Annotated in this window: 10 protein-coding genes; 4 read left to right on the top strand and 6 right to left on the bottom strand. The window is 35.1% G+C overall.

The genetic code is table 11. The features are described 5' to 3' along the window. The first annotated feature begins 164 nt into the window (after positions 1-164). Positions 165-1,250, top strand: coding sequence for a DNA polymerase III subunit gamma/tau (gene dnaX / locus APR43_RS05465; protein ID WP_053470654.1), 1,086 nt, complete (start codon positions 165-167; stop codon positions 1,248-1,250). Between the two features lie 97 nt (positions 1,251-1,347). On the opposite strand, the gene APR43_RS24415 is transcribed toward dnaX, so the two are convergent. After that, the gene (locus APR43_RS24415) at positions 1,348-1,497 is read right to left on the bottom strand and encodes a hypothetical protein (protein ID WP_165590672.1); all 150 of its coding nucleotides are present in this window, start codon (positions 1,495-1,497) and stop codon (positions 1,348-1,350) included. Between APR43_RS24415 and APR43_RS05460 the strand changes: the two genes are divergently transcribed. Then, entirely contained in the window at positions 1,481-1,930 is a 450-nt protein-coding gene (locus APR43_RS05460) for a hypothetical protein (protein WP_053470653.1), read from the top strand. The two genes, APR43_RS24415 and APR43_RS05460, sit on opposite strands and share 17 nt — an antisense overlap. A 131-nt stretch (positions 1,931-2,061) precedes the next feature. Here the strand turns inward: APR43_RS05460 and APR43_RS05455 are convergent, their stop codons facing one another. The 5 genes from APR43_RS05455 to APR43_RS05435 form a co-directional block, all read right to left on the bottom strand. Continuing rightward, positions 2,062-2,640, bottom strand: coding sequence for an NAD(P)H-dependent oxidoreductase (locus APR43_RS05455; RefSeq protein ID WP_053470652.1), 579 nt, complete (start codon positions 2,638-2,640; stop codon positions 2,062-2,064). A gap of 161 nt (positions 2,641-2,801) precedes the next feature. Continuing rightward, positions 2,802-3,368, bottom strand: a complete 567-nt coding sequence (locus APR43_RS05450) for a Crp/Fnr family transcriptional regulator (protein ID WP_053470651.1) — start codon at positions 3,366-3,368, stop codon at positions 2,802-2,804. Between the two features lie 105 nt (positions 3,369-3,473). Then, a complete protein-coding gene (locus APR43_RS05445; protein ID WP_053470650.1) occupies positions 3,474-4,364 on the bottom strand; it encodes a Ppx/GppA phosphatase family protein in 891 nt (296 codons plus the stop codon). A 35-nt stretch (positions 4,365-4,399) separates the two neighbouring features. After that, positions 4,400-6,478, bottom strand: a complete 2,079-nt coding sequence (ppk1, locus tag APR43_RS05440) for a polyphosphate kinase 1 (RefSeq protein ID WP_053470649.1) — start codon at positions 6,476-6,478, stop codon at positions 4,400-4,402. A gap of 5 nt (positions 6,479-6,483) precedes the next feature. Continuing rightward, positions 6,484-6,969 carry a SixA phosphatase family protein gene (locus tag APR43_RS05435; protein ID WP_053470648.1) on the bottom strand — a complete coding sequence of 162 codons (486 nt, stop codon included), beginning with the start codon at positions 6,967-6,969 and terminating at the stop codon, positions 6,484-6,486. Between the two features lie 497 nt (positions 6,970-7,466). Between APR43_RS05435 and APR43_RS05430 the strand changes: the two genes are divergently transcribed. Continuing rightward, complete coding sequence (locus APR43_RS05430; RefSeq protein WP_053470647.1) at positions 7,467-8,018, top strand: hypothetical protein; 552 nt, start codon at positions 7,467-7,469, stop codon at positions 8,016-8,018. A 48-nt stretch (positions 8,019-8,066) separates the two neighbouring features. Then, positions 8,067-13,324, top strand: a 5,258-nt coding sequence (locus tag APR43_RS05425; RefSeq protein WP_123959118.1) for a VWA domain-containing protein, incomplete at its 3' end; no start/stop codon positions are given.

Here is a 13,324-nt window from a genome sequence, read left to right as displayed (position 1 = left end):
GCTAAAATAATGCTTTTTTGATATGAAACTTTAATTAAAATTTTTAAAGATGAAATAAATATTTTTCTCAAAATAGTTCTATTCAATCACTTAAAAATCTTTCAATTTTTAAATTTTTAAATCATTAAATTATACTCTATATTTGCTATCGAATAAAAAAGAATATGGAACAATTTGTAGTATCGGCTCGTAAATACCGCCCGCAGACCTTTAAGGATGTTGTGGGGCAGAAAGCCATTACCAACACGTTGTTGAATGCTATTGACAGCAATCACCTTGCTTCTGCCCTTTTATTCACCGGACCACGTGGAGTTGGAAAAACTACTTGTGCGCGTATTCTGGCTCGTAAAATAAATCAGCCCGGATATGATGATCCGACTGAAGATTTTGCTTTTAACGTTTTTGAGTTAGATGCTGCTTCAAACAACTCGGTTGATGATATTCGTAACCTTATTGATCAGGTTCGAATCCCGCCTCAAACCGGACAATACAAAGTATATATTATTGACGAGGTTCATATGTTGTCTTCGGCTGCTTTTAATGCTTTTCTTAAAACATTAGAAGAACCGCCAAAGCATGCTATTTTTATTTTAGCTACAACAGAAAAACACAAAATCATTCCTACGATTTTATCTCGTTGTCAGATATTTGATTTCAAAAGAATTACCGTAAAAGATGCTAAAGAACATTTAGCAGAAGTTGCCACAAGTCAGGGAATCAATTTTGAAGATGACGCTTTGCACATTATTGCTCAAAAGGCTGATGGTGCCATGCGTGATGCTTTATCTATTTTTGACCGTGTGGTTTCGTATTGCGGAACTAACTTAACGCGTCAGGCTGTAACTGAAAATCTAAACGTTTTAGATTACGAAACTTATATTAGTGTTACAGATTTGATTCTGGAAAATAAAATTCCGGATCTTTTAATTGCATACAACGACATTCTTTCTAAAGGTTTTGACGGACATCATTTTATTGCCGGATTAGCGTCTCATTTTAGAGATTTGTTAGTGAGCAAAACTCCTGCTACAATTGCTTTATTAGAAGTTGGTGAACAGGCACAGCAAATGTATGGTGTTCAGTCTCAAAAATGTTCTCAGGATTTTTTACTGAAAGGAATTGACATTGCAAACGACTGCGATTTAAAATACAAACTGAGTCAAAATCAGCGTCTTTTAGTCGAATTATGTTTGATGCAATTGGCCTCTATCAACTTTGATGGAGAAAAAAAAAAGTTGAGCAATTCATAATTCCGCCTACTTATTTTAAAAACGGAAGTTTTTCTATTGTTGAAGTTCCAAATTTAAAATCCCAAATTCCAACTACGAAAGGAAATTCCAATGTCAATCAAAATAGTAATGACAATGATAAACCTGCTGTAAATACTGCGAGTGAAACTCCTATTACAGAAACTCCAAAAGTTGAAACTCCTACTCCAAGGGTTGAAATAGGCGGTGAACCTAAAGTTTCTGCGTTTTCTTTGGCGAGTATTCGCAAGAAAAAAGAATTAGAATTAAGCAGTAAATCTTACGTTAAACCATCATCTTCATCTGTTTTGCCTACTGAAGAGTTTACTGAAACAGAAATGTTAGTGCAATGGAATAAATATGCAGAACGTTTAGGTCAGAAAGGTTTGAAGATCATGGAGTCTATCTTATTAATCAATGATCCTGTTTTAAACGGAACTAACATTACTTACGAACTTCCTAACGAAGGTTCTAAACTGGAATTTGAAAGTCAGATGAATGCGCTTTTAGGGCATTTAAGAGGCCACCTGCACAATCATGATATTACTATTGAAGTAATAGTAAATGAAAAAGTTGAAACTAAAAGAAATTTAAACGATCAGGACAGATACAATCGTTTGCATGAAATCAATCCAAACATTGAACTTTTGCGTTCTACATTTGGATTGGAATTACCTTCTTAGTGTTTTTTTTTTAAAGCCACGACTCGAGCGATAGCGAACAGGCGAAGCAATTACACGAATTTTCACTAATTTCTTTATATTGGAATTCTAAAAAATAATTCGTGGAAATTCGTGAAATTCGTGGCTAAAAACTATTTATTTTTCAAACCGAAATCGTAGATTTTATCGAGCCATTTTGCTCTTTGGAGATCGTGAGAACCTTTTATGATTCCAACGTAACTTACTTTTACGGGTTTTACACCGCAGAATTCTAACGTTGATTTCTTTAATTGATTCACGCTTGGTCTTCCAAAAAATAATCTGTAATACCAGCTTGGCTGATCTAAAGTAGTTATTATATGTGCTGTTTTGCCTTTTAGCAATTTATCCCACCAAACTGAATTTTCTCTATATTGAAATGCCATTCCTGGTAAAAATAATCGATCTATAAATCCTTTTGTAATTGCCGGAAGTCCGCCCCACCAAACGGGATGTATCCAAACCAAATGATCGGCTCTTTTGATTTTTTCCCATGATTCTAATAAATCCGGTTCTAATTCGGTTCGTTTTTGGTAACCGAATTTTAGATTTGGGCTGAAATATAGAGAAGCGATTGTTATGGTTTCTACAACTGCTCCAGAAGCAAGTGCTCCTTCTTTATATTCATCGGCAATAGCAAAATTAAAGCTGTCAGGATTTGGATGTCCGTTTATAATCAGTATTTTTTTCATATTAATGTTTTTTCAAAAATACTATTCGGGTTATTTATTTTACTGGACAAATGTCCTGATTTTTTTGCCACAGATTAAAAGGATTTTAATGATTTTTTTTAATCTGAATGACTGTTTTTTATCTGTAAAACATTAGAATTTTTCTTTTTAGATCTTTAAAATTAAAGACTTATAACTGCTTTTCTGATTCGGCTTAAATGTCTTGGGGTAACGCCTAAATAAGATGCTAAATATTGTAACGGAATTAACTGTATGTATTTTTGATGATTTTTATACAATTCTTCATAACGCTGGGCTCCGGATAATTTTTGAAAAGAAACCATTCTTTTATGAAGATTTACAAACTCTAATTCTGTTAATTTTCTTCCTGTTTCCTGCCAGTTAATGCTTGATTGATAGAGTTTCTCAAGACCTTTACGATCTAAAATCTGAAGTTCTGTTTCGGCTAAAGCCTGAATGCTTTCTTCTGCTTTTTCTTCTGTTATAAAACTGGCGAATGAGGCCATGAATTCATTTTCGAAAGCAAAACAATTGGTAATTTCGTCGCCTTTATGATTCAAAAAAAAGGAACGCAAAATTCCTTTCTTTATAAATACAATTTCATTGCAAATCTGATCTTCTGTCAATAAAAGCTCTCCTTTTTTCAGTGTACGAAAAGTTATTAAATCATCTAAAAGTGATAATTCTTCTGTGGAGAAATCCTGTATGGCCTGAAAAATTGATTTCATTTATGAAGAGGTTTTGCCACTAATTACACGAATTTTCACTAATTTTTTTATTCAAAAGTGTAAAAATAATTCGTGAAAATTCGTGTAATTCGTGGCTTAAAAATCTTAAATTTTACCGTAATACATTGCTTTTACGATTCCGTCAGAAAGTCCAATTTTTGGAACATAAATCTGACGTGCTCCACTCCATTTCATCGCATTTAAATAAATACGCGTTGCATGGATAATAACGTCGGCACGGTCAGAGTTTAAACCTAATTCAGCAATTCTTTGTTCGTAAGTCAATGAATTTAAAAAGGCATATTGCGAATTGATGTAAATGTATGAAAGCGGTTTTTCCTGCTGTTTTCCAGACATTTTAAACAATTTATTGATGTTTCCTCCAGAACCAATCAAGGTAACTTCATCGTAATCTGCTGTATTGGCTTTGATCCATTTTTCGATTTCATCCCAAACTACATCATGAACCATATTATTCAGTAAACGAACGGTTCCGGCTTTGAATGATCTTGAAGTAATCATTTTTCCGTCAGAGAACAAAGTAAATTCTGTACTTCCGCCTCCAACATCAACAAAAAGATAGGTTTCGTCTCTTTTTAATAAATGATGTAAATCTGTAGAAGCAATAATTGCTGCTTCTTTTTTACCATCAATAATTTCGATTTTAATGTCGGCTTTTTTCTTGATTAAAGCCACCACTTCTTTTGCATTATAGGCTTCGCGCATTGCAGAGGTTGCAAATGCCATATAACGTTCTACTTTATGTACTTTCATCAAAAGGTTAAATGCTTTCATGGCATCCACCATTCGATCTATATTTTCTTCTGAAATTTCGCCTACTGTAAAGGCGTCTTGTCCCAAACGAATTGGCACACGAACAAGCGAACTTTTATTAAACTGTGGTTCTTTTCCATCTTGTTCTACAACATTCGATATCAGAAGCCTCATGGCGTTTGAACCGATATCTATTGCTGCAAATTTCCTTATATTAATCATGCTCACTCTATGATTTTGTAATTGAATTTAATTATTTAGTCTACTTTTTGAGGAACCTCTTCTAGTACCGCAATCTTGTCTTGATAATATTTATAGGTTTCAAATTGTGCTCTAAATGGGGCATGATGATTTCTAGGCTTATATTTATTATCTAATTTATAGGAATGGTATCTGACTTTTACGTTTCCTTTCCAGGCAATATTGAAATTGTCAATTAATTCTTTTTTGATTTCGTGATCGTAAACCGGACAGGTTACTTCTACTCTTCCGTCAAGGTTTCTGGTCATAAAATCGGCCGAAGAAATGTATACTTCGTTTAGACCTGCATTTCCAAAAATATATACTCTCGTATGTTCTAAATAGTTATCTACAATACTTATGGCTTCAATGTTTTCGCTCATTCCCGGAATTCCCGGAATCAGGCAGCAAATTCCTCTTACATTCAATTGGATTTTAACTCCTGCATTACTTGCTTCGTATAGCTTATCGATCATTTTAAAATCAGATAAACTATTCATTTTTAATTTGATAAATGTTTTTCTTCCTGCTAATGCGTGAAGGATTTCACGATCTATCAGTTTTATAAATTTTGTTCTTGTATAATGCGGCGAAACGATTAAATGCTTGTATCTGTGAATTCTGTAATTGATATCGAAGAATTCGAATATTTTCGAAACATCTTTTAAAATTCCCTGATGACAGGTAAAAAGTGTTACATCGGTATAAATTTTAGCGGTCGATTCGTTAAAGTTTCCAGTTGAAATAAATCCGTAACGACGATTTTTTCCGTCTTCGGTTCTTTCGATTACACATATTTTACTGTGTACTTTTAGTCCTTTTATTCCAAAAATAAGTTCAATCCCTTCTGTCTGCATTTGCTCTGCATAGGAAATATTCGAAGCTTCATCAAAACGTGCCTGAAGTTCAATTTGAACGACTACTTTTTTTCCATTTTTAGCAGCATTAATCAACGAACTGATAATTTGTGAGTTCTTTGCCAAACGATACAACGTAATTTTTATACTTGTTACTTTTGGATCCAGAGCTGCTTCTCTCAAAAATTTTGTCAAATACGAAAATGACTGATATGGAGTATGTATCAGATAATCTTTTTTATTGATTTTTTCCAGAATACTTCCGTCAAGACTTAAACCCGGAACTGGTAAAGGTTCGTTTGGTTTATATAGTAAATCGTAACGGCCTAAGTTTGGAAAATCCATATAATCGCGTCGGTTGTGATATCTTCCTCCGGGAATTATACTATCTGTTTCTACAATTTTCATTTTATCTAAAAAGAAACGCAGCGTATCCTCTTCAATTAAACTGTCGTATATAAAACGAACCGGTTCTCCTATACGACGGTCTTTTACAGATGTAGCAATTTTCTCGAGCATACTTTTGCTCAAATCGCTGTCTATATCTAATTGTGCATCACGCGTAATCTTGATCATGTGTGCCGAAACACTTTTGTAATCGAATATATTAAAGATGTTTTTTAGTTTATAACGAATAACATCATCAATTAGAATTACGTATTGTTTATCATCTTCTGAAGGAAGTACGACAAACCTGTTTATGGTTTTAGGAATTTCTATCAAAGCGTAACGAACCTCATCATTTTTTAATTCCAGACGAACGGCCAGATATCCTAAAGTATCTTTTAAAACCGGAAATACAGCAAGGTCATTTAAGATAATGGTTACTAACTCCGGACTTAATTTTTGCATGAAAAAGTCCTTTAGAAAACATTCCTGTTTTGGTGTAATCTGATCTTCGTTTATAATGAATATGTTTTCTGCTTCAAGCTCTGCTTCGATATTCCCTAGAATACGTAAACTTTCTGATTGCTGCTGAATTACAATTTCTGTAATATCCTTAATTAATTGATGGGCAGAAACTCCGCCTAAATATTTTTCACCGGAAATTCCTGAAAGGCTTAATCTTCGAATTGCGGCGTATCGAACTCTAAAAAATTCATCTAAATTGTTTGAAAAAATTCCAACAAAACGCAATCTGTCTAAAAGTGGAACCGTATTGTCTGCGGCTTCCTGAAGTACTCTTGCATTAAACGCTAACCAGCTTTTTTCTCTATCGATATATTTCTGTTCGTACACTTGATTTATTTTAGGTCTTTGGGGAATAATGTTTTATGGGTTTTGCCTTTATTGATTGAATCCCAGCTTTCTGAGTCAAATTGCAATGAAACAAAGCCGGAAGTTGGGACATTATCGATAAAAACATCCCCAAATTTATTAACAAAATTTGTAATAGCCTCGTTATGTCCAAAAAGAATAACGCTTTCTAAACTATTATCACACGATTTGATAACTTTTTCGAGTTGTCTCTCATCAAAAGTATACAGATCGTCTTTATAAATGATACTTTCTATGGGATACGAAATATTTTGTGCAAAAATTAAAGCTGTTTCTGAAGCACGTGCGGCTGTACTGCTCCATATAATATAAGTCTTAGGAAGATATTTTGAAATATTTGTCGAAACTTCATGAGCATCTAAAATCCCTCTCTTCATTAAAGGTCTGTCAAAATCTTTTAAAGGGGCTTCCCAGCTTGATTTAGCATGACGTATTAAAATTAAATTTTTCATAAACAGGAGGTTTAAAAAACCGCAAAAAAGGACTACGATTTTATTTAAGTTCTAATTTACAAAAGATATTTTAATACTCCCCTTTTTTTTATTTCTGTTAACATTAAATGGAAATTTTAACAAGAATAAATAATCCTCAAAACGTTAACAATCCACTTTTTTTGATTTTTCTATTCTTAAAAAAATGTTCTTCGTCTAGTAAAACTGCATTTAGTCGAGATTTTGATATTGACAATAAATTAACCAAATAATTGATTATTAACTATTTAACATCGATCAAGTAACATAGTTTTTGATAAAAAAGAAAGAAAAATCAGTAATAAATTTTTACCGAACTAATCAAAAAAATCTTTTTTTGAGGCAATTTTTAATAAAAAAAGAGTAGTTAAACGAGTTTTTAGGTTAGTTACAGATAAAAAAAATCAATTAGAAAAACTCTAATATAATTTTGATTATGTTAAAATTTCAAGAATATCACAAACTAAATTCTTTAAGTTATGAAAAGTAAATCTACTCTTAAAAAGGCCGTAAAATTTGTGAGCAATTGTAAGTATATTTTTTTACTGTCTAAAAATATCTTTCAAAAAAACATTTTTTCATTAACACTCTTCCTGATCTCTACCATCTCATTCGCACAGTCGCGTGCATGCAAAACGACTTTAGAAGTTGAGAAAAACAGAAACTATAGTAATGCTGGCGAAGATGGTGCTTACTTTACTCTTGTTTTAACAAATGAAGGTAATTCGACAGATGTTTATAATTTGAATGCGATTAATGTAAATTCTGCCTGCTCAAATAATGACGGAACCGGTACATCTGATAATGTTAATCTAAATAGTACTTTCTTGGATAACAATTCATCTCTGATAACTTCTATTACAGTTCCATCACATCAAACTGCAATTTTTTCAATTCATCTGACAGTTCCGCAGGGTACGTCATTCAATAAATGGAATTGCACGCAAATAAATGCTGTGTCTACAAACTGTTCTAACTACACAGTTAACACTGTGGTACATACGATTGTAAACAATCCTTCTGAAAATTAAATATCCTGAAAAAATATTTAGCCGTTTTTCAATTTAAACTTGCATAAAATGAAAAAAACTTTACTCTCTTTCAAGTTTACAAAAAAGATTAACAAAGCATTTTATCTGTTGTTGTTTTTGCTTTTTTCTATAATAGGCTTTTCACAAACGATTACACCAACAAAAATTGTTACTGTAGCTCCTGGAGTCTGCGGGGCATTAGATGTAGAATTAAAAATTCAGGGATCAAATCCGGTGGCAAGACCTTTAGAAGTTGTTTTAGTAATTGACGTATCTGGAAGTATGGGAGATGGAAACAATCCTAAACCATTGTCCCGGGCGCAAGATGCTGCTATTGATTTTATCAACAAAATGTTTTTGCCTGCAAATAATACAACCAACAAAAACAGAGTAGCTATTGTTACTTACAGTACTACAGCGTCAATACGAAGAAATTTAACACTGGCTTCTGGACAGGCAGATTTAATATCTGTTATAAATGGGCTTTCTGCAAATGGAAGCACCAATATCCAGGATGGCCTTGTAAAAGCAAAAACAGTTTTAGACGGCGCTACTTATGACTGTGCTACTGCCAGAAGTATTGTTTTATTAACTGATGGTGTTGCTAACGCAACAGGAACTAATGGTTCAAGCTGCTCTGATGGCCAGCAGGGAACTTGTATTCAAAGTGCTATAACTGCGGCTACGGCTGCAAAAACGGTAACGGTTTCTGGTACGAGTTATAATAATCAAATTTTTTCTGTTGGTTTATTCGGTGCTATTTCCGGCAGCGAACAGACTAATGCGCAATATGCTTTAAATCAGATTCAGTCTGGAGGTTCTTTTTTTACAGAAAATGCAGCTGACTTAACTGGAATTTATGGCCAGATTTTTACTCAATTATCCTGGGTTGCTAAACAAATACCTTCAACAGCTTTTGAAAAAGAGACCGTTGACAGTAATTTTATAATTGGAACGGTAACACCGTCAAAAGGTACAGTAACAATTGTGGGACAGCAAATCAACTGGAACATTGACTTTTTGAATGTTGAAACTATCACTTTAAAATACCGGTTGACTCCAAAACCAAATACTTGCGGAAATCAATTAGTAAGTACATCAAGACTAGATTTTCAAAATGCTGCCTGTGTCACCACATTTCAAAATATAACTTCGCCTACTACTAATGTGCCTTGTCCAATTATAACACTGGCATCACAAACAAATGTCACTTGTTTTGGAGGAAACAACGGGGCTATTACTTTAAATACTCCTACGGGCGGACAAGCTCCATACACTTATAAATGGACAAAAAACAATGTCGATTTTGCCACTACAAAAGATTTAACGAATTTAAGTTTTGGAACTTACAGAGTAACAGCTACAGATAGTAATGGATGTGCTACTGGGATTTTGACCGTTGAAATAACACAGCCAAGTGCGGCTTTAGCTTTAGCAGCTTCTTCCAGAACTAATGTAACTTGTTTTGGTGCAAGTACCGGAACGGTAACTGCGGGTGTTGTAACTAATTCTGTTGGAACGGTAACTTATACTTGGAAAAACGCTTCAAATTTTACTGTTGGAACTACAGCTTCAGTTTCAAATCTTCCGGCAGGAACTTATACTTTGACGGTTACTGACAGTTGTTCTTCACAATCTAATTCGGTTACTATTACACAGCCAAGTGCAGCTTTGGCTTTGGCAGCTTCTTCTAAAACTGATGTAATTTGCTTTGGAGCAAGCACTGGAAGTGTAACGGCGGGAGCGGTAACCAATTCCGTTGGAACGATAACTTATACTTGGAAAAATGCTTCAAATTTGACTGTTGGAACTACGGCTTCTGTATCGAATCTTCCAGCGGGAACTTATACTTTGACGGTTACTGACAGCTGTTCTTCTCAAACTAATTCAGTTACGATTACGCAGCCTAGTGCAGCTTTAGCTTTGGCAGCTTCTTCCAGAACCAACGTAATTTGTTTCGGAGCAAGCACTGGAAGTGTAACTGCGGGAACGGTAACCAATTCAGTTGGAACTGTAACTTATTCATGGAAAAACGCTTCGAATTTGACTGTTGGAACTACAGCTTCTGTATCGAATCTTCCGGCGGGAAATTATACTTTGACTGTTACTGACAGCTGTTCTTCACAATCTAATTCAGTTACGATTACACAGCCTAGTGCAGCTTTAGCTTTGGCAGCTTCTTCTAAAACTGATGTTTCTTGTTTTGGAGAAAGTACAGGAACTGTGACTGCGGGCGTTGTAACAAATTCCGTTGGAACTGTAACTTATTCATGGACAAATTCTTCAAATGCTGTTGTTGGAAATACAGCTTCTATATCCAATCTTCCTGCGGGAACTTATACTTTAACGGTTTCTGATAACTGTTCTTCACAATCTAATTCTGTTACGATTACGCAGCCAATTGCAGCTTTAGCACTTTCTCCTTCTTCTAAAACAGATGCTTCTTGTTTTGGAGAAAATACCGGGACAGTAACATCAGGAACCGTTACCAATGAAGTTGGAGCAATAACTTATTCATGGACAAACTCTTCAAATACTGTTGTTGGAAATACCGCTTCTGTTTCGAATCTTCCTGCGGGAACTTATACTTTGACAGTTTCTGATAACTGTTCATCTCAATCTAATTCGGTTACAATTAATCAGCCTAGTGCACCTTTGACACTTTCTGCTTCTTCAAAAACTGATGTTTCTTGTTTTGGAGAAAGTACAGGAACGGTGGCTGCGGGTGCGGTAACCAATTCTGTCGGAACAGTGACTTATTCATGGACAAATGCATCAAACGCTGTTGTTGGAAATAATGCTTCTGTATCCAATCTTCCAGCAGGAACTTATACTTTGACGGTTTCTGATAATTGTTCTTCACAAACTAATTCAGTTACGATTACACAGCCGAGTGCAGCTTTGGCTTTGGCAGCTTCATCCAAAACTGATGTAACTTGTTATAGCGCGAGTACTGGAACTGTGACTGCGGGTGCAGTAACCAATTCTGTTGGAACTGTAACTTACACTTGGATAAATTCTTCAAATGCTGTTGTTGGAAATACTGCTTCTGTATCCAATCTTCCAGCAGGAACTTATACTTTGACTGTTTCTGATAATTGTTCTTCTCAATCTAATTCCGTTACAATTACGCAGCCTAGTGCAGCTTTGTCCTTAGGAACTTCTTCTAAAACTGATGTAATTTGTTTTAGCGCAAGTACTGGAACAGTGACAGCTGGAATTGTAACCAATGCTGTGGGAACGGTAACTTATTCATGGACAAATTCTTCAAACGCTGTTGTTGGAACTACGGCTTCTGTTTCGAATCTTCCAGCGGGAACTTATACTTTGAATGTTACTGACAGTTGTTCTTCACAATCTAATTCTGTTATTATCACTCAGCCTAGTGCGGCTTTAGCTTTGGCAGCTTCTTCTAAAACTGATGTAACTTGTTATAGTGCAAGTACCGGAACGGTAACTGCGGGAACGGTTACAAATTCTGTGGGAACGGTGACTTATTCATGGAAAAATTCTTCAAATACTGTTGTTGGAAATACTGCTTCTGTATCCAATCTTCCGGCAGGAACTTATACTTTGACTGTTACTGATAATTGTTCTTCTCAATCTAATTCGGTTACGATTAATCAGCCTAGTGCGGCTTTAGCTTTGGCAGCTTCTTCCAAAACTGATGTAATTTGTTTTGGAGCAAGTACTGGAACAGTAACTGCGGGAACGATAACCAATTCCGTTGGAACTGTAACTTATACTTGGACAAATTCTTTAAACTCTGTTGTTGGAAATACTGCTTCTACATCCAATCTTCCGGCAGGAACTTATACTTTGTCAGTTTCTGATAACTGTTCATCTCAATCTAATTCTGTTACCATTAATCAGCCTAGTGCAGCTTTAGCACTTTCTGCTTCTTCTAAAACTGATGCTTCTTGTTTTGGAGAAAGTACTGGGACAGTAACATCAGGAACCGTTACCAATGCAGTTGGAGGAATAACCTATTCATGGACAAACTCTTCAAATACTGTTGTTGGAAATACCGCTTCTGTTCCGAATCTTCCTGCGGGAACTTATACTTTGACCGTTACTGATGATTGTTCAAGCCAATCTAATTCGGTTACCATTTCTCAACCGGGTGCAGCTTTAACTTGTTCAATTACACAAAATAAAGCCGTAACGGCAAATGGTTTAAGCAACGGAGAGGCTACTGTAACTCCAATTGGTGGAAACGGAAATTATACTTACTTATGGGATAATAATGAAACTACACAAAAAGCTATTGGACTTAATGCTGGATTACATACCGTAACCGTAACTGATGAAAAAGGCTGTACAACAACTTGCAGCATAACAATTACAGAACCTAACGTTTTATCTTGCAGTATTACTCAGGATAGTGCCGTTAAATGTTTTGGAGAAAGTAACGGTCAAGCCACTGTAACTGCAATTGGCGGAAACGGTGATTATACTTATTTATGGGACAATAATGAAACGACAGCTCAAGCAGTTTCTTTAAATGCAGGATTACATACTGTTACGGTTACTGATAAATTGGGTTATACTACAACTTGCACTGTTACAATTACTCAGCCTCAAGAAGCTCTTAGCGCCACAACGACACAAGTTGATGTTGTTTGCGGTGGAGGAAATACAGGATCTGCAACAGTTTTTGCTTCTGGAGGAACAAGTCCATATACTTATTCATGGAATACAAATCCTGCGCAAACTTCGGCTACCGCTACTACGCTAGCAGCAGGCAATTATTCTGTTATTGTAACTGACGCAAATTTGTGTACCGTTACAAAATCTGTTACTATTATTGATGGAGATTCGGTTAAACCAATAATTGATCCTTTACCAGAAACCTCAACAATCAATTGTCCTGCAGAGCCAGTTTTTGCACAAGCGACTGCAACAGACAACATTGGAACTATTGCTTCTTTAACTTATGAAGATGCTATTGTTCCCGGAAATTGTACTGGTTCTTATACAAAAACCAGAACTTGGACAGCAACTGATTCTTGTGGAAATATTTCGCTTCCTGTAAGTCAAACTATTATTGTACAAGATATAACTGCTCCAACTTGGACAACGCAGGTTGGTTCTTTAAACCAAACTATTGAATGCAGTAATGCTGAAGCTTTAACTTCGGCACAAGCGTTATTCCCAACTGCTTCTGATTTATGTGATACCGATGTTTCAAATATCACTAAAGTAAGCGGACAATTTATAGCTTCTGAAGGATGCGCAAATTCTGGAACTTATACTAACACTTGGACAGTAAAAGATGACTGCGGAAATACTTCTGATACTTTTAC

This window comes from Flavobacterium sp. NLM (genome assembly GCF_002210235.1).
GTDB lineage: Bacteria > Bacteroidota > Bacteroidia > Flavobacteriales > Flavobacteriaceae > Flavobacterium > Flavobacterium panici.
Note: the sequence above shows the minus strand (reverse complement) of the source record. Positions and strands in the feature narration are given on the sequence as shown.